Origin of the sequence: Trichocoleus sp. FACHB-591, from assembly GCF_014695845.1 — a bacterium.
Classification (GTDB): domain Bacteria; phylum Cyanobacteriota; class Cyanobacteriia; order FACHB-46; family FACHB-46; genus Trichocoleus.
Genome location: NZ_JACJPA010000121.1, coordinates 1 through 16,365 on the forward strand (window position 1 = coordinate 1; position 16,365 = coordinate 16,365).

Genomic DNA, 16,365 nt, shown 5'->3' on the forward strand with positions numbered 1-16,365 from the left:
AACAGCAGCAAGCCGGACCAGCCAACGAAGACGAAGCGATCGCGTTTCAGCCAGTCGTCGAGGGCGTCGAACCACCCCCGCTCTGCCTGCGCGCGTCCCATTGCTATGGTCATAGCGCAAATCTCCAAAGATTAAGTTATGAGTACTTAAAGAAAGCACTTTACTAACAAATCAACAGTTCCTATCTAAAAAATGAAAGCAGCAACGTTGAAATGTGAGTAGAGTTTACTTTTCTTTACTATGCATTTCATTATATGAGTAACTTTTTGAAATTTCATCCCCCTGTTGCTGAGAGCTGATCCCCATTTTTCTTAAATCCGGACTCTATTCATCCCGGATGGCCCTAAATCTAGTCTCTAAGAAAATCTAGGCAAAAGCTGTAATTGCCCTGATATCTCACCTAATCCGGAATCTGTCTATAGTTGAGATACTGAAGTCAACTTTCCATTAAATTCTGAATTACATGTTCATCATCGATTTGATTCTGAAAAACACACCCCTAACGCTGTCCATCCAGCGTAAGTCAAGCGAGGATGCTGAGACTACTTACCGACAGGTCCTGGACGCAATTAAATCTGGGAGTGGTCAAGTGCTGGAATTGTCTTGCGATCGCCAGCCAGATAAAAAGATTGCTGTGCTCAGCAGCGAAATCTCCGGTGTCCAGATTTCGGAAAAATCCGGTGCAGGTTCGGGTAAAACCCCTGGTTTCTTTGCGATCGCTGAATGAACGCAGCTACTCAGCCCGAAACAACGGATGCAGCCGTAGTTGTTGAGCAGCTCGTCTTCAAATGGCCGAAAGGGGATACGGTGCTACAAGGTTGCTCGCTAGCAGTACCTGAAGGCGAATTTTGGATGCTTTTGGGTACCAATGGCAGTGGAAAATCGACCTTGCTGAGATTGCTGGCAGGTCTACTCAGCCCTCAGTCAGGCGAGATTCGCACCGCACAACCTGTGGGCTTTGTGTTTCAAAATCCTGACCATCAGTTGGTAATGCCAACGGTTGGAGCTGATGTTGCCTTCGGCTTAGTAGAAGAAAGGCTTTCGCCGATGCAGGTGCGTCAACGGGTGGAAGAGGCCTTGACCGCGGTTAATTTGTTGGCGTTCCAGCGCCGCCCCATCTATGCCTTGAGTGGTGGACAAAAACAAAGGGTTGCCATTGCAGGCGCGATCGCCCGGCATTGTGAAGTGTTGCTACTCGACGAACCAACGGCATTACTCGATCCAGATAGTCAACTGGATTTAGTCATTCAAGTGCAACGCTTGGTCAAAAGTCGAGGGCTAACGGCTTTGTGGGTGACGCATCGTCTAGATGAATTGAATTATTGCGATGGTGCCTTTCTGCTGGACCAAGGCAGCGTGATTGATGCGGGTGAGCCGGAGCGCCTCAAGCAGCGTCTAATGCAAATTCAGGAAGTTGCCTCTGAAAGCAACCGAGTCAGCAATTAGTTTTGCTGGTCAAATATGAATCAATAGTCAGCGGCGATAGAAGTGATTCTGTCGCCGTTTTTGCAACAGAACGCAACAAAAAATGCCATGATTGGCAGTACGGACTATATATTTATGCAAACCTAAAACTTTTTTCAACAATGCCCCGCTCTTTGCTGCAGGCTGTTTTATTAGTGGATGGCTACAACGTAGTCGGAACTTGGCCTGAGCTGAAACAAGCGCGTGATTGTGATGGCTTAGAGGCGGCCAGATGGAAACTGATTGAAGCTTTAACGAACTACAGCGCTTTTCAGGGCTACGACACCCAAGTTGTCTTCGACGCTCAATATCGCGATACCGCCAGTAACTGCGAAATTGTCACCCAAAATTTATCTGTTCACTACACAGATTTTGGTCAGACCGCAGATACTTTTATCGAAAGAGCCTGTGCTTTGTTTCGCCATGATATTCGTAAATTTCATAGTCGGCTGATTGTGGCGACTTCTGATCGGGCTCAACAGTTGACAGTGGTTGGGTATGGAGCGGAATGGATGTCGTCGCAACAGTTAGCTTTTGAGGTGGAGACGGCTGCCCGTCGCATTCATCGCAAGCAACGTAACACGCAGCGATCGCCTCAGCGGTTTTTGGCTAATTCCCTCGATCCCGCTGCTCAACAGCGTTTAGCGGAGCTACGCATGGGTGTGAAACCGAAAAAATTCAGAAAATTCTAAATTTTCCCAAAAAAAGTTTTCAAAAGGGGTTGCAAAGATAGGAACAGTCTGGTTATTATAGGTTTCGCGCGCTGAAACGTTCCTCAGTAGCTCAGTGGTAGAGCGGTCGGCTGTTAACCGATTGGTCGCAGGTTCGAGTCCTGCCTGGGGAGTTTAATCAAAGATAGGACATATATCTAGGTGAGACCTGAGCCTGACAAAGATTGGTCTAAGTTCTGGTGGTTGGAACCGGATGTTACCTTTCTGAATCATGGAGCCTTTGGAGCTTGCCCTAAACCAGTCTTAGAAGTCCAACAGCAATTTCGCTTGAGCCTGGAGCAACAGCCGTTGCGGTTTCTGGCTCAAGATCTAGAAGGTTTATTGGATTCGGCTCGGCAGGTATTAGCTGAGTTTGTTGGCGCAGACCCGTTAGATCTGGTGTTTGTGCCGAACGCTACGACAGGCATCAACACAGTTTTGCGATCGCTTCATTTCACGCCTGACGATGAGCTGCTAACGACAAACCATGAGTACAATGCTTGCCGTAATGCCTTAGATTTTGTCGCAGCTCGTTCTGGCGCTCAGGTAGTAGTGGCAGAAATTCCTTTGCCCATCGAATCACCGCAGCAAGTGATTGAAGCAGTTGTCGCTAAGATTTCGCCTAAAACTCGGCTAGCGCTACTAGATCATGTGACCAGTCAAACAGGCTTGGTGATGCCGATTCAGGCATTAGTAGAAGAATTAAGCAAACGGGGAATCGATACGCTCATAGACGGGGCGCATGCGCCAGGAACCATACCACTGAGTTTGCCCACAATTGGGGCTACGTACTACACCGGAAATTGCCATAAATGGTTGTGTGCGCCCAAGGGAGCCGCATTTCTCTATGTACAGCGCGATCGCCAAGTTCAAATTCGCCCCCTGACCATTAGTCATGGAGCCAACTCTTCCCGCACCGATCGATCGCGGTTTCGTTTGGAATTTGACTGGCCTGGTACCTACGATCCGAGTGCCTATCTGTCTGTACCTACAGCGATCGAATTCCTGGGGGGATTGCTGCCTGGAGGATGGCCAGAATTGATGGCTTGCAATCGGGCAAAGGCTCTGGCAGCGAGAAAGATTCTATGTGAAGCCCTAAATGTCTTGCCACCCTGCCCAGATGAAATGATTGCGGCTTTAGCTGTGGTGCCGCTACCGGATGGCTCTTACCAGGCGTTGCAAATCTCTCTCCTTAACCAATACGGCATCGAAGTGCCCATTGTGCCTTGGCCTGGGGGACAAAAGCGCTTAGTCCGGGTAGCTGCGCAGATTTACAATACAGTGTCGCAATATGAATATTTGGCTCAGGCGCTAGTAAAGTTGCTAGCAGCAGAAGCAGGATAAAAGGACAGCAGCCTTTGGCAAAGGAAAAGTTTAAGAAATAGGTTCTTCGGGCAACTGCAATACGCGACCTCGCCAGGTCCAGCCCCAGCCTGTTTCGGTCTTAATAATTGAGCCAATGGCGATCGCGGCCACTAAAGCACCGCCCACCCCGCTCAGCCACCAATACTGGGTCGAGCTGCCCGACACTTGGCTACCAATGCGCCGTAACTGATACTGGAGCGCAATGATGATGAGGGCTAAACCAATGTCTACATAAGGCAGCCAAGTGTAGGGGGTACTCCAGGCTTGGTAAAGGGCGATCGCGAGTCCTAGCCAGGGTAGCGAATAAACTACTAGAACAATCAAAGCCAGATACAGCATCAACCCAACGCTACGGTGTGCTCCTAAATACAAATTCTTGGTCCAGCCTTCCCACAAAGCGGCCCAAGAGCGATACATCCGCACTTTGACGATATTGGTACCAATCACATATTGCAGCTTCAGCCCACTTCGTTTGGTCAGACGAGCCAGCTCCACATCCTCAACGATTTGATTCGCCACGGCTCGATGGCCACCAAGCTGCTCGTAAGCCGTGCGACGAAACAACATGAATGGCCCCGCTGCAAATGCTGCTGTTGCGGCTGGATCGTTGACCTCGGCGAAGTTAAAAGCAGCAATGAGTTGGTTAAACATTAAGGGTTGCACCAGCCACTCTGCCAAGCAACCACAGATTAAACCAGGACCACAACTTAACAAGTCAGTCTGCTCTTGAACTGCGGCTTGGAGGGCTGTCTCGATGCCGTTTGGCTGCAAGCGAGTATCAGCATCAATGAATAATAAGAAGTCTCCGCTTGCCTGCTCAACGCCTTGAGTGCAAGCCCAGTTTTTGCCAGCCCACACTTCCCCATTTGGCCGAGGCTGCCCCGCTAAAACTTTGAGCCGGGGATCGCCCAAACCCTGCAACTGAGCTTGGGCGATCGCAAGCGTATTATCGGAAGATTGGTCATCTACCACCCAGAGTTCAAATTGCTCTAGGGGCATCTGAGTGCTGCTTAGCACTGCCGTAACGCAATCCTGGATGTTTTCTGCCTCGTTATAGGCAGGGATGATGACTGAGAGGCGCGGTAGTTGCTCAGTAGCGATCGCGTCGGTTGGTAGAACTGAGAGCTTTGGCGCAGCCTCAATTGATTGCCGAAATTTTGATGAAAAAAGAATAATTCCTACCAAAGATAGGACTAGCAGCGCTGACAATATCAATGTTTTACCTTCCTAAAAGGCGCTCACCTATCATTTCATCTTAGTTATCGCGAATTTAAGGAAAATTTAGGATTAAGCCGCGCCGAGCTGAGATATGCAGCTAAATTGCGAAGTTCACTCTAGAAATAATTGTTGAGAAGAACTTACATCATCCTTTAGGAAGGATTTAGAATCCTTGCTTATAATCTGTACAGGAATCTTCGCATTCCTCAAGTGGTTCGTATGGAACCTTAAAAAATCACTGTAGAGAAGACTTCTTAATGATGCCCCGGATACTTGTTATTGATGACGATCCTGCGATTTCAGAGCTAGTGGCAGTCAACCTAGAAATGGCTGGGTATGACGTCAGCCAAGCGCCGGATGGCATTAAAGGTCAAGCTTTAGCTCTGCAATTGCAGCCAGATTTAATCATGCTGGACCTGATGCTACCTAAGGTAGACGGGTTTACAGTGTGTCAGCGGTTGCGCCGAGATGAACGCACTGCTGATATTCCAGTGCTGATGCTGACTGCTTTGAGCCAAACTCAGGATAAGGTAGAAGGCTTTAATGCAGGGGCTGATGATTACCTGACGAAGCCATTTGAGCTAGAAGAAATGCTGGCAAGGGTGCGGGCCTTGCTCCGCCGGACCGATCGCATTCCCCAAGCTGCTAAGCACAGTGAGATTCTTAACTACGGCCCTCTTACGCTTGTACCGGAGCGGTTTGAGGCGATTTGGTTTGACCACACCGTCAAGTTAACTCATTTAGAATTTGAACTATTACATTGTTTGTTGCAGCGTCACGGCCAGACGGTTTCTCCCAGCGAAATCCTCAAGGAAGTTTGGGGCTATGACCCGGATGATGACATTGAAACAATTCGGGTGCATGTGAGACATCTGAGAACCAAACTGGAACCCGACCCTCGCCATCCGCGCTATATCAAAACTGTCTATGGCGCAGGCTATTGCTTAGAGCTACCCGGTAATGAAAAGTCAGAAAATTCAGAGGAACTGTTGGTGGAGTAATTCCCGGCAGTTCTGAAAATTATTCTGCCACTGATAACAGCTCAGCCTGCAATCGCTCCTCACTCAATGCAGGCTAGCTTTTGTTTGGTGTTGCGACTGCTATTCTTACTCATGATTTCTAGCCCACTCACACTGGTTCCAGCGTTGATGAAGTGCTTCTTGGCTAGGTTTGTAAGTTGTAGCTGAAGGAAGGCGCAACTTTTTCTGATGCAGATCGCTATAGCTGCTTTGGCGAAGGCTAGGGTGAAGCAATACTGTATGAGTTTCTGGCTCTATGGCAATTAAGTTGAGGTCAAAAAGCGTGTGTAAATCACCTCTTAGCAATAGTCCATTCACAATTTGATTGCTGCCATTATCGCTATAAGGAATAATGTGAGCTGCTTCTAAAGCCTCTTCTACATCACAGTTTGTTATGGCACATCGGCTGTCATATACATCAATCAAATTTTGTCGAAATAGAGACTGCCCTTGCCGTCGAATAATAGAAACAAGAATTTTTCTTTTAGCCTCTTGAAGATTCTTGGCTACCCCAGGAGCATCGATAATATGCTTTCTTATACGAGAAAGCTCACTAACTTCCAGCGTTTTACTAGAAGCTAATATCTTAATTTTCTCCCCTGCGTTTTTAGAGTTAACTAAATCTGATTTGTCCAGAAATAGTTTTTGAGCTACGGTAAAATCTTCTATAGCTTTTTGTTTGTTGCCTAACTCAGCATGAATAATTCCTCGTTGGTAATAAGCAACTGAATTATCAGCAGGCTCTATTTGAGTTGCTTCAGTGTAGTTTTGCAATGCTTCATGCTGTTTTCCTAGCTTTTGATATGCATTGCCTCGACCGATATATGCTTTGGTTAGGTTAGGGTTGACGTGAATTGCTTGCGAGAATTTGTCAATAGCTTCTACATATAGTTTTTGGTTGATACTATCTTGTCCTGCTCTGTAGAGGGCTTCTGCTAAATGCACCCCAAATCCTTGCCTTGACAGATTTAAAGCATGTTTTTCCCAATACTCATTTAATAAGGTGATGCATTCTTCTCTAAAACTTCCTCCAGACCCCTGAAAATGGAAGTTGGCTTTTGAAAACTGTGGATCTTGCTTGAGCCGTTTGATTTCTAGAGGTTGGTTGTAATCAACAACTGAGTACCATTCATGAGCAACAGCTAAAATTACATTTCCTTCCTCGTCATAGCATGCTTGATATGCTTCACTGACATTGCTGTAGTCTTTTTCTAAAAGCCTGAGTTGATACTCTTTTTCAGCAGCAACAATGCGTCCGTATGCAAAGAAGCCTAGAGGTTCACTGCCTACTCTTTTGAAGTAAGCGGCATCATTGACTTCTATGGACTTAACACTGCCACAAGTCCATACACCTCGATGAACTTTACCTCTGGACAATAATTCTTTTGCTTCTTTTATTTCATCCTCAACACCGTGATACCAGGTTTCTCTATTACACAAAAATACTCTCGTTGGCATCCAGATCTCCTAGCTGATATTTCTCTGTCTCACAAAATAGTTTTCCCAATTGTTACAATTTTTAGTGGTTAGATTTTGTGAAGGTAAGTTTTGAACTTAATTTCACAAAATCTAAGAAATATTTTTAATTAGCATAAAAAACGATCGCCCAACTATTAAGTCAAGCGATCGCGATTGGAGTAATTGCGAATTGAGAAACTTAGCGCTAAATCAGTTAGGGAGCGAGGGCGTTACCGCGCAGCAAGCTACCAATCGTTTTAGCCGTGATTTTGAGTTGTACCAAGGGATTAGCAGGCACAACGGTTTTGTAGAGGTAGCTGTCGAATGTGAGCTTCTGCACATCCATGTCGGCGCACATTTCTACAAACGCTTCGCGGGTTGCATCCGAGCGATAGAAGACAGATTGTAAAATGTCCAACACCTTATAGGTGAGGCCGTACATTTTATCCCAACGCTTGATGTACACCTTCAAATCAGCTTCCGTGGGAATCCGTTGGCCCTGGTTAGAAAATTCCACAATGGCTTCAGCGCACATCCGAGCTGACTTCGCCGCGAAGTAGATTCCTTCACCCGAAGACTTGGTGACAGTACCCGCAGCATCCCCAACCAGAGCCACACGACCAACGACCCGGCGAGGTCTGGGGTGCTCAGGAATGGGGTGAGCTTCTACCTTGATGATTTCACCACCTTCGAGACGCTTAGCAGCACGGGCGCGAATCCCTGCTTGCAGCTTCTTGATGTCAGCTTTGTTCACGTGCATTGTGCCCGTGCCCACGGCTACGTGGTCGTATTTGGGGAAAACCCAAGCGTAGAAATCGGTAGAAACGTCGTCACCGACATACATTTCTGCTAGGTCTTGGTAGTAAGCCATTTTGTCTTCCGGCAAGCGAATCCGCTCTTGGAAGGCGATCGCATAGTTGTAGTCTCCTGCGTCAATGGCTTTGGCAATCCGGGAGTTGGCCCCATCTGCCCCCACGACCAAGTCAACTTGCAAAGTCTTAGCAGTGCCTTCTAAGCTGCCATCCGAGTGGTCAGCATAGTGCAGTGTGTAAGGGTCCTTGTTGTTGCTGGGAATCTCAAGTTTATGAACAGTGCCATTAATTAGCTTCGCGCCTAGCTTTTCAGCGCGATCGCGCATGAAACCATCGAGGACTTCCCGACGGCACATGCCAATGTATTCGCCTTCCTTAAGCGTGCTGCCAATGCTGACCTCAACGTTAGACGGTGAGATCATTTTCATTTTTCTCACCTGCCGATCAATGATGTTGAGAGGCAGGTCAAATTCCTCCACCATGCAGAGGGGAATGGCTCCACCGCAGGGTTTGGCGTTATCTAATTTGCGCTCGAATAAATAAGTTTCGATACCAGCTTTTGCTAATGTCTCAGCAGCGGAAGAACCTGCTGGACCGCCTCCAACAACAGCAACCCTTAGTGCCAAAGGTCTTTCTCCCAATCTCTTCTACGGCTACAAGAGGAGATGGTATCACGGACTTTTTCTCTCCAGCAGACTCAGCAGAAGAGATATGACTGAAATGCAACAGACCTTAATATACCGACATGAATTTGAGTGGTTTGACTCATGTCCTGAAGCACTTTTGCAAAAGCTTAGTTCGTAACAGACTTATCTGTAATCTGCGGAATTTAAGTACAGAATTTAAGTGAATTAGATACAGTTCATGGTATAAAACTACAGTAATCTCATCGGTGAACCGGGATTTTAAGCGCGACGCATCGCTGATCCTGTCGCTTTCACCCTTCCTAGGTCAGTAGCAATGGGCATTGTAGTCGAAAACGTATCTAAGCAGTTCGGTAGCTTTCAAGCGGTAGATCAGGTGAGCTTGGAAGTAAAAACTGGCTCATTGGTGGCTTTGCTGGGGCCATCAGGGTCAGGCAAGTCCACGCTACTGCGCTTGATAGCAGGGTTAGAAACGCCAGACAGCGGAAAAATTCTGCTAACGGGTAGAGACGCGACCTATCAAAGTGTCCAAGACCGCAATATTGGCTTCGTGTTTCAGCACTATGCCTTGTTCAAGCATCTGACCGTCCGGAAAAATATTGCTTTCTCTTTAGAGATTCGCAAAACTCCCAAGTCAAAGATTACAAATCGGGTTGAGGAGCTGCTAGAGCTAGTTCAACTCAGAGGGCTAGGCGATCGCTATCCGTCACAACTCTCTGGGGGCCAACGGCAGCGGGTTGCTTTGGCAAGGGCGTTAGCGGTGGAGCCGCAAGTGCTACTGCTAGATGAACCTTTTGGGGCGCTAGACGCCAAGGTGCGGAAAGATTTACGAGCCTGGCTGCGGCGACTGCACGATGAAGTGCATGTGACGACAGTATTTGTCACCCATGACCAAGAAGAGGCAATGGAGGTCTCAGATGAGATCGTAGTGATGAATAAGGGCCGTGTTGAGCAAATGGGCTCACCCGCCGAGATTTACGATCATCCTGCTAGCGCCTTTGTCATGAGTTTTATTGGTCCGGTCAATGTGCTGCCCAGTAGTTCTCGGATTTTCCAAGACAATGGTTTCGACTCAGCTCACCCAGAAGTATTCCTGCGGCCTCAGGATGTGCTGATTGAAACGTCCCCGAATGGCGTGACGGCAGCTGCCAGAGTCAGTCGCTTAATTCACTTGGGTTGGGAAGTTCAAGCCGAGCTGACCTTGGATGATGGCCAAGTGGTGACGGCGCACCTAACACGAGAGCGCTTCAATGAATTGAACCTGGAACCTGAGCAACGGGTCTACGTGAAGCCTAAGGAAGCAAAATCGTTCCCCATTTACTACTCCATCTAAATTTTGCGGTTGTAAGGCTTTGAGTTTGCACAAGTAATTGCTCAAGTGATTGCCTAAGTAATTGCCTAAGTAATTGCTCTGAACTGAGCTTAAGTTCAATCAGTCAACCTATCCGAAACTTTCCTGATTCACTGTGGCGATCGCGAAGGGATGCAGTGGTGGTCCTCAGTACCTCACCTGATGGTCCTACTTTCGGCTTTAATCTAAGAGGGCTAATAGTGATTGCTACTAGAGAGTGGCAGTGCTAGGGTGCCTATCCTACGCCTCATAACTTGGAATCGTACGCTATGAACTGGTTGAGTTTGTCCGTCCGGCAGTGGCGATCGCTGGGCAAGTTTTTGGGTTTGTTCAGTTTGTGTTGCTTTCTCGCCATCAGTTGTGCTTCCCGACAAGCCACTCAGCCAACTGGTTCTCCTGCGGCCAATAGCACTGGCGATCGCATCGTTTTAGGGACGACTGCTAAAGTGCGGACCCTCGACCCAGCCGATGCTTACGATATTTGGGCGGGCAATTTACTCTACAACTTAGGCGATCGCCTCTATACCTATGAAGCGGGGACGACCAACCTGAAGCCGCAACTGGCAACTGCCCTGCCTCAAGTGAGTGAAGATGGCCTGACCTACAAGATTCCTTTGCGGCAAGGCGTGGTTTTCCACGATGGCACCCCTTTTAACGCCGAAGCGATGGCTTTCTCGCTGCGTCGCTTTATTGAGAATGGGGGACAGCCTTCCTTTTTACTCAGTGACACGGTGGAGTCAGTCACAGCCACAGGAGAAAGTGAGCTAACCATTCAACTGAAGAAGCCTTTTGCTGCTTTTCCTAATTTACTTGCCTTCTCAGGGACGGTGGCTGTATCCCCAAAAGCTTACGAGGTCGGCCAAGGCAAATTTAAGCCAGCCACTTTTGTCGGGACTGGACCTTATAAATTGGCTCAGTACGGCACCGATTCCTTAAAGCTGGATGTATTTGACCAATATTGGGGTGAAAAGCCTGCGAATCAAGGCGTAGATATTCAGAATCTTTCGAGCCCAGCCAATTTATATAACGCCTTTCAGACAGGATCGGTGGATGTTGCTTACCAAAACCTGGACTTAGATCAGGTCCGGAGTTTGCAACAGGGGGCACAGCGATCGGGTTGGCAGGTGATTGAAGGCCGAGGTGATGGCATTTACTACCTAACTTTGAACTTGCAAGATAAACCGCTGGATCAAGCCTTGGTCAGACAAGCGATCGCTGCCCTAATTGATCGCCCGCTTTTGCAACAACGGGTGTTTCAAGGCCAGGTGGAGCCACTTTACAGTTTGATTCCTACCACCTTAGATTCCTACAGCCCTGTGTTTCAACAGGCTTATGGGGATGGCAATATTGCAAAAGTTCAGGAGTTGTTGACAAAAGCAGGCTACTCCAAAGACAAGCCGCTGCAACTAGAACTTTGGTATCGTTCTAACCTGACCAGCAACGAGTTGGTTGCTACCACCCTCAAGGCTTTAGCCGCCCAAAAACTGGGTGGAGTCATGACGATTGAGCTAAAAAGTGTCGAGTCGGCAACTGCTTACCAAAACCTGGATAAAGGCGCTTATCCGATGTTTATTTTGGACTGGGCTCCTGACTTTTTGGATGCAGATAACTATATTCAGCCCTTCTTAGCTTGTGCTAAAGGCTCAGAAACCACAGGTTGCCAAGAGGGTGCTAGCAAGGGCCAAGGCTCTTTCTACTACAGCGATCGCATCAATCAACTAATTGACCAAGAGCGCCAAGAACGAAATCCCCAGGCCCGCCAAAAAATCTTTGGAGAAATTCAAGAGCTTTTGGTGAAGGACGTACCCTTTATTCCCCTTTGGCAAAATAAAGAGTACCTATTTGTTCAAAAAGGCATCTCAGGAGCCCGTCTAGAAGCAACCCAAAAAGTTCCGTTTAGCTCCCTTAAAAAAGGGTAATTCCGTTAGTTAATTGTTTTACCCTAGTTCAAGCTACTAGCAAGACTAATGGATTGGATACAAACCAAATTCGTCGCGAATTGAGTTTGTTAACAATTGAGATGCTAGTAGCTTGCCTGCTCGCTTGGTACTACGTAGGAAGAAGCTATCGGAATTATGAGCTTTTCTAGGATTGTTGGGATCGCTTAGATTTTTCTGATAATAAATGTTTTCTCCATTGAAAACATTGTAGATTGCTCCAGAAAACGGTAAAGGATCAATAGGCATATCTCTTTTTTTCATAGATTTCTCTACATTTCTATGCCCAATCCAATAGGCCTGCTCTTTAGCGTCTCCAGAGAGTTTTGATGGCTTATAGGCGCTGTATTTAATGATATTTGAAGTGCCACATTTAAGATGAAAGCTGCTGCGATTTCGATAGATTAATCGGCTCCCATTTTCATACTCGTAACCTTGATTGATAAACCAGCCGTTAGCTTGAGGATTCTGGCTCACAAAAGCTGATAAGTGCTTGCTCACACAATCATCAGCATCTACAAGCATGGTGTGTGAGGGGTCAAATTTCTCAGCGTAGGTCAACCCAAATGAAACCTTTTGTAGCTTATCTCGAAGTTTGTCATCCAAAACATCCAATCTGGGTGGATCAAAGCTTACTGGCACATATTCAATGCTACTATGGCTAAACTTAATGTCAGGAATCTCATGGCAAGCAATCACCACTTTGAAGTTGGGTGATGTTTGGTTGCAGATTGATTTTATACATCTTTCAAAAAGATGGGAAACTCTTTCCCACGAATTAGAAACGCTTGAACTTTTGAGAGGAACAACAAAAACAAGCATAAGAACTTAGTTTTCTAAGTGGCATCTCTTAAAACCAGCACCCGGTGTCAGCTTTCTGCTTGTTAACTGTAGTTTTTAGGCAGCGATACTGATTATTAAAGAGCAAACCATTTAAAAAGTTTAGTTGCCCTTGTTACATTCTCGATTTATGTTCAGTATCAACCCACAAAACTCTGGTACCTAGTACTAAATCTCTATGTCTCGCTCGAAAGCGCTGCAATATTACGTTGCTGCTCGTTTGTTTTTAGCTCCTTTGATGCTCTGGACCATCACTACAGTTGTGTTTCTGTTGCTACGGGCTACTCCTGGTGATGCCGTAGATGTGATTTTGGGGCCGAGAGCACCAGAGGCCGCAAAAGTAGCCTTACGGCAACAGTTAGGGTTGGATTTGCCTCTTTGGCAGCAGTATCTCAACTACTTAGGCGATTTGCTACGTCTAGATCTGGGCACTTCGTTAACCGTCCGAGGCCAATCGGTATGGGAAATTATTCAAGCTTATTTCCCCGCCACTGTAGAGCTGGCGGTCTTTAGCATGGCGATCGCGTTGCTAGTTGGCGTCAGCGTTGGCATTCTCTCAGCTTCCAAGCCGGATACTGTGTTTGATGCGGGTGGGCGGCTCTTCGGCATCATTACCTATTCGGTGCCCCTGTTCTGGGCAGGCATGTTGTTGCAACTTATTTTTGCAGTGCAACTCCGTTGGTTTCCGATTGGAAGCCGTTTTCCAATCACGGTTCAAGTACCACAAGGGCCAACTGGGCTCTACACGGTGGACAGTCTTCTCAGCGGCAACCTCGCGCAGTTTGGAGTTGCGCTTTACTATCTCACTTTGCCTTGCCTCACCTTAGGAATTTTACTCAGTGGCATTTTTGAGCGGATGGTGCGAGTAAATCTCAAGCAAACTCTGAAGGCGGATTATGTGGAAGCTGCCAGAGCTAGAGGGATTTCTGAAGGCAAAGTTTTGTGGTCACATGCCCTCAAAAATGCCTTGATTCCTGTGATTACGGTCTTAGGATTGACTCTTGCTGCGATGCTGGGAGGTGCCATTTTGACAGAAGTGACGTTCTCTTGGCCAGGGTTAGCCAACCGCTTGTACGAGGCGATCAATCAGCGAGATTATCCTACGGTGCAGGGCATTGTGGTATTTTTTGCGGCGATCGTCGTCTTGGCTAGTATCGCGATCGATCTCTTGAATGCCTATGTTGATCCTCGGATTCGCTACTAGGGTTTGTCTGAGTTAAGAATCTCCGTCAAAGGGCTGAACTGAGTCGAATTAGATTTACAACTAAGGTAGGTAGGAAGATCATTCTGCCAGGTCGAGACCGCAGTAATTTCACCCTTGCAGCTCGTCCTGTTGCAGGAGGCAAGAGTTTAGCAGTTAAGCGAGATTAGATATAGAGCCAAGCGTTCCTTGGAGGCAAGGAATATGAAACGAGAACTGTTAGCAGCCACTGCATTATTGACAACTTTGTGGATGGCTATGCCAGCGCAAGCTGAAGACCCTGACCATGTTAAGCAACTCCTAAGCACCAAAGTTTGCAGTGGGTGTAATCTCACAGGTGCTGACTTGAGAGGCGCTAATTTGACAGGCGCTCATCTACTAGGCGCTGATCTAAGAGGTGCAAACTTACAAGGGGCATTGCTGAACCGTGCCAATTTGGAAGGGTCTGACCTCACAGGCGCTAATTTGCAAGGAGCTAACTTGGCAGGAGCCTTTGCTAGTGATGCTGTCTTTGACCAAGCGAATCTGAATCTCGCGAACCTTGCCAGTGCTCAGCTCCATCACGCCAACATGCAAGGTGCCACGATTAATGGAGCCAACTTAGCGGGTACGCAGCTCTTTGGCACCAACCTCAACATTGGTGGTGAATAAGGCAAACCTCAATCAGGTTAGTCGTTTGCCAACCCTAGTTCCTCATGCCTTAGCCTTACGGATTCGTTTGTGATTCAGGTTGAGGCTGATTAGCTAGCTCGATTTGTTTAGTGAAATAATCTTGCTGGTGGTTAAGTTGCTGAGCTAGGGTGAGACCTTGCTGGAAGGCCGCAACTGCTTGGGCGTATTCTTTACGAGCTGTGTGAATTTGGCCCAGCTTGTCGTAAGCATTCATTCTGCCGTAGACATTGTAGGATTGGGCTTCTACATCTACTAAAAACCCGTAGATACGTAGGGCTTTGTCTAGCTGATTTTGCGCTTGGTAAAGTTCACCCAAACGTTTCAGAGCTTCGCTGGCATGAGCGAATTGTTGTAGGGATTGGGCTAGAAGATAAGTGGCTTGATAGTTTTCTATGGCTTGATTAAGTTGCCCTAGAGCTTGATAATTGGCAGCGATCGCCAGCTTTAACCTGGGTACTTGAGTGGCATCTTGAGCTTGGTAGAGATTAATCAGTTCTTGCTGAACAGCGATCGCAGGCTCTGGTTGTTTGCCTTGTTCGTAGATGTAGGCAAGCTGCTGGAGCAGGCTAGTTTCAGTTAAGTTTTTGTTGGGAGTGGCTCCTGGGAGGGTTCCTCGATTGCGAACCAAAGTCAGGAGTTGTTGATAGGTAGTAGCTGCATTGTTGTAGGAAAACCAGTTGACGTGAAGCTGACCAATAGTATCGAGGGTACTAGCTTCTGCCGCTAAGTCTTGCTGCTGGCGCACGATCGCCAAAGTTTGTTCGTACACAATCACAGCTAAATCTTTTGCTCGCAGCTGCTGATAAGCTTGCCCCAGCGATCGCAAAAGCTCCAAATTGTTAGAAGATTGAGCTTGCTGTTGAATGGCTTGCAGTCGCTCAGAAATTTGTCTGACATCGGTGGTGCGGTTCTCCTCCCAAGCAATGCTACCCACTCGGCTCAATGCTGCCACTTCTTCCGATAGGCCCAATGCTCGTCGCAGCCGTAACTCTCGGTACCAGATTTCAAAAGCGCTTTCTAGTTGTCCTGAGCGGAACTGCGCGGCAGCTTGAGCGTTAAGTTCATCCAGGGCCGTCCTTAGGGTTTGCTGTTCCTGAGCCGTCAGGGGGCGATCGCTCGTGGCTGCTGGTAACAAAGGATCAGCAAGTTTCAGTTCCAAAGGATTCGGCGGAAATTCATCAGGCTGGGTCGCTTTCTTGGCGGCGCCACTGGGGGCATAGCTACTCAGACCAAGCACAACTAGAGCTGCAATGATGCTGCCACGCTGCAATAGTTTGGGCGATCGCAGCCATACAGTAAGGCTGGCTAACCGCTTGAGGGAACCGAAGGGTAAAGTCATGGCTGAATTGTGTTGCCGCATCCTAAGTTAAAGCACGCATCTATATAAAGAGCAGAATCTAATTTTGGCCTGAAAGTTTCAGCTTTGGCACTTGATTCAATCCGGAGACAGCTAAATTTAGCGTGGTTAAGTTCAGCTATCTTTAGGTAAGCTGTAGGAATTTTTAACAAAACGCCTTAAAGTGCTGGAATGGCATGGGATAATGGGCACTTATTCGTGCTACAGGTCATGCTATTTCCTGAAGAGTTGAAATCCTTGACACCCTAATCGCTGAGGACTACGACTCAAAGACCTGGATAGATAATCCACGAATGCAGATATAGTTACCATCCGTA

The 16,365-nt window shown here is 47.4% G+C and carries 14 protein-coding genes, 1 tRNA gene and 1 pseudogene; 10 read left to right on the forward strand and 6 right to left on the reverse strand.

Annotation, left to right across the window (positions count from 1 at the left end; all coding sequences use genetic code 11):
* Positions 1–113 (reverse strand): annotated as a pseudogene (locus H6F90_RS27780) (photosystem II D2 protein (photosystem q(a) protein)); the annotation flags it as partial.
* A 350-nt stretch (positions 114–463) separates the two neighbouring features.
* Here H6F90_RS27780 and H6F90_RS27785 point away from each other — a divergent pair.
* The 5 genes from H6F90_RS27785 to H6F90_RS27805 all read left to right on the forward strand — a co-directional run bounded on the left by H6F90_RS27785 (position 464) and on the right by H6F90_RS27805 (position 3,518).
* On the forward strand, positions 464–727 hold the full coding sequence (locus H6F90_RS27785) for a hypothetical protein (protein WP_190437869.1): 264 nt from the start codon (positions 464–466) through the stop codon (positions 725–727).
* The gene (locus H6F90_RS27790; RefSeq protein WP_190437872.1) at positions 724–1,446 is read left to right on the forward strand and encodes an energy-coupling factor ABC transporter ATP-binding protein; all 723 of its coding nucleotides are present in this window, start codon (positions 724–726) and stop codon (positions 1,444–1,446) included. Before H6F90_RS27785 ends, H6F90_RS27790 begins: the two co-directional genes overlap by 4 nt.
* Positions 1,447–1,586: 140 nt before the next feature.
* Positions 1,587–2,156, forward strand: coding sequence for an NYN domain-containing protein (locus H6F90_RS27795; protein ID WP_190555238.1), 570 nt, complete (start codon positions 1,587–1,589; stop codon positions 2,154–2,156).
* A gap of 80 nt (positions 2,157–2,236) precedes the next feature.
* Positions 2,237–2,308, forward strand: a tRNA-Asn gene (locus tag H6F90_RS27800).
* Positions 2,309–2,336: 28 nt separating this feature from the next.
* Positions 2,337–3,518, forward strand: coding sequence for an aminotransferase class V-fold PLP-dependent enzyme (locus H6F90_RS27805; protein ID WP_190555239.1), 1,182 nt, complete (start codon positions 2,337–2,339; stop codon positions 3,516–3,518).
* 30 nt (positions 3,519–3,548) lie between these two features.
* Here H6F90_RS27805 and H6F90_RS27810 read toward each other — a convergent pair whose 3' ends face one another.
* On the reverse strand, positions 3,549–4,754 hold the full coding sequence (locus H6F90_RS27810; protein WP_190555240.1) for a glycosyltransferase family 2 protein: 1,206 nt from the start codon (positions 4,752–4,754) through the stop codon (positions 3,549–3,551).
* Between the two features lie 263 nt (positions 4,755–5,017).
* On the opposite strand from H6F90_RS27810, the gene H6F90_RS27815 reads away from it, so the two are divergent.
* Positions 5,018–5,758, forward strand: coding sequence for a response regulator transcription factor (locus H6F90_RS27815; protein WP_190555432.1), 741 nt, complete (start codon positions 5,018–5,020; stop codon positions 5,756–5,758).
* A 105-nt stretch (positions 5,759–5,863) separates the two neighbouring features.
* Here the strand turns inward: H6F90_RS27815 and H6F90_RS30940 are convergent, their stop codons facing one another.
* Together H6F90_RS30940 and chlP are read right to left on the reverse strand one after the other, a co-directional pair.
* Positions 5,864–7,234, reverse strand: a complete 1,371-nt coding sequence (locus tag H6F90_RS30940) for a tetratricopeptide repeat protein (protein ID WP_190555241.1) — start codon at positions 7,232–7,234, stop codon at positions 5,864–5,866.
* 214 nt (positions 7,235–7,448) lie between these two features.
* Entirely contained in the window at positions 7,449–8,672 is a 1,224-nt protein-coding gene (chlP, locus tag H6F90_RS27825) for a geranylgeranyl reductase (RefSeq protein WP_190437885.1), read from the reverse strand.
* 334 nt (positions 8,673–9,006) lie between these two features.
* Between chlP and H6F90_RS27830 the strand changes: the two genes are divergently transcribed.
* Together H6F90_RS27830 and H6F90_RS27835 are read left to right on the forward strand one after the other, a co-directional pair.
* Complete coding sequence (locus tag H6F90_RS27830) at positions 9,007–10,023, forward strand: sulfate/molybdate ABC transporter ATP-binding protein (RefSeq protein ID WP_190555242.1); 1,017 nt, start codon at positions 9,007–9,009, stop codon at positions 10,021–10,023.
* A 287-nt stretch (positions 10,024–10,310) separates the two neighbouring features.
* Positions 10,311–11,960, forward strand: coding sequence for an ABC transporter substrate-binding protein (locus H6F90_RS27835; protein WP_190555243.1), 1,650 nt, complete (start codon positions 10,311–10,313; stop codon positions 11,958–11,960).
* A 45-nt stretch (positions 11,961–12,005) separates the two neighbouring features.
* Here H6F90_RS27835 and H6F90_RS27840 read toward each other — a convergent pair whose 3' ends face one another.
* Positions 12,006–12,800 (reverse strand): glycosyltransferase family 2 protein, encoded by a 795-nt coding sequence (locus H6F90_RS27840; protein WP_190555244.1) that lies wholly within the window; start codon positions 12,798–12,800, stop codon positions 12,006–12,008.
* A 196-nt stretch (positions 12,801–12,996) separates the two neighbouring features.
* Between H6F90_RS27840 and H6F90_RS27845 the strand changes: the two genes are divergently transcribed.
* Positions 12,997–14,022: an ABC transporter permease gene (locus H6F90_RS27845; protein WP_190555245.1), complete on the forward strand. Its 1,026-nt coding sequence runs from the start codon at positions 12,997–12,999 to the stop codon at positions 14,020–14,022.
* A 201-nt stretch (positions 14,023–14,223) separates the two neighbouring features.
* Positions 14,224–14,670, forward strand: coding sequence for a pentapeptide repeat-containing protein (locus H6F90_RS27850; RefSeq protein WP_190437897.1), 447 nt, complete (start codon positions 14,224–14,226; stop codon positions 14,668–14,670).
* A 55-nt stretch (positions 14,671–14,725) separates the two neighbouring features.
* Here H6F90_RS27850 and H6F90_RS27855 read toward each other — a convergent pair whose 3' ends face one another.
* Positions 14,726–16,030 carry a tetratricopeptide repeat protein gene (locus tag H6F90_RS27855; protein ID WP_190555246.1) on the reverse strand — a complete coding sequence of 435 codons (1,305 nt, stop codon included), beginning with the start codon at positions 16,028–16,030 and terminating at the stop codon, positions 14,726–14,728.
* Positions 16,031–16,365 lie beyond the last annotated feature (335 nt).

What these genes read in the sequence shown, in the direction of transcription:
- H6F90_RS27785 (WP_190437869.1), top strand. Translation starts at nt 464, where the DNA reads ATGTTCATCATCGATTTGATTCTGAAAAACACACCCCTAACGCTGTCC.
- H6F90_RS27790 (WP_190437872.1), top strand. Translation starts at nt 724, where the DNA reads ATGAACGCAGCTACTCAGCCCGAAACAACGGATGCAGCCGTAGTTGTT.
- H6F90_RS27795 (WP_190555238.1), top strand. Translation starts at nt 1,587, where the DNA reads ATGCCCCGCTCTTTGCTGCAGGCTGTTTTATTAGTGGATGGCTACAAC.
- H6F90_RS27815 (WP_190555432.1), top strand. Translation starts at nt 5,018, where the DNA reads ATGCCCCGGATACTTGTTATTGATGACGATCCTGCGATTTCAGAGCTA.
- H6F90_RS30940 (WP_190555241.1), bottom strand. Translation starts at nt 7,234, where the DNA reads ATGCCAACGAGAGTATTTTTGTGTAATAGAGAAACCTGGTATCACGGT.
- H6F90_RS27830 (WP_190555242.1), top strand. Translation starts at nt 9,007, where the DNA reads ATGGGCATTGTAGTCGAAAACGTATCTAAGCAGTTCGGTAGCTTTCAA.
- H6F90_RS27835 (WP_190555243.1), top strand. Translation starts at nt 10,311, where the DNA reads ATGAACTGGTTGAGTTTGTCCGTCCGGCAGTGGCGATCGCTGGGCAAG.
- H6F90_RS27840 (WP_190555244.1), bottom strand. Translation starts at nt 12,800, where the DNA reads ATGCTTGTTTTTGTTGTTCCTCTCAAAAGTTCAAGCGTTTCTAATTCG.
- H6F90_RS27845 (WP_190555245.1), top strand. Translation starts at nt 12,997, where the DNA reads ATGTCTCGCTCGAAAGCGCTGCAATATTACGTTGCTGCTCGTTTGTTT.
- H6F90_RS27850 (WP_190437897.1), top strand. Translation starts at nt 14,224, where the DNA reads ATGAAACGAGAACTGTTAGCAGCCACTGCATTATTGACAACTTTGTGG.
- H6F90_RS27855 (WP_190555246.1), bottom strand. Translation starts at nt 16,030, where the DNA reads ATGACTTTACCCTTCGGTTCCCTCAAGCGGTTAGCCAGCCTTACTGTA.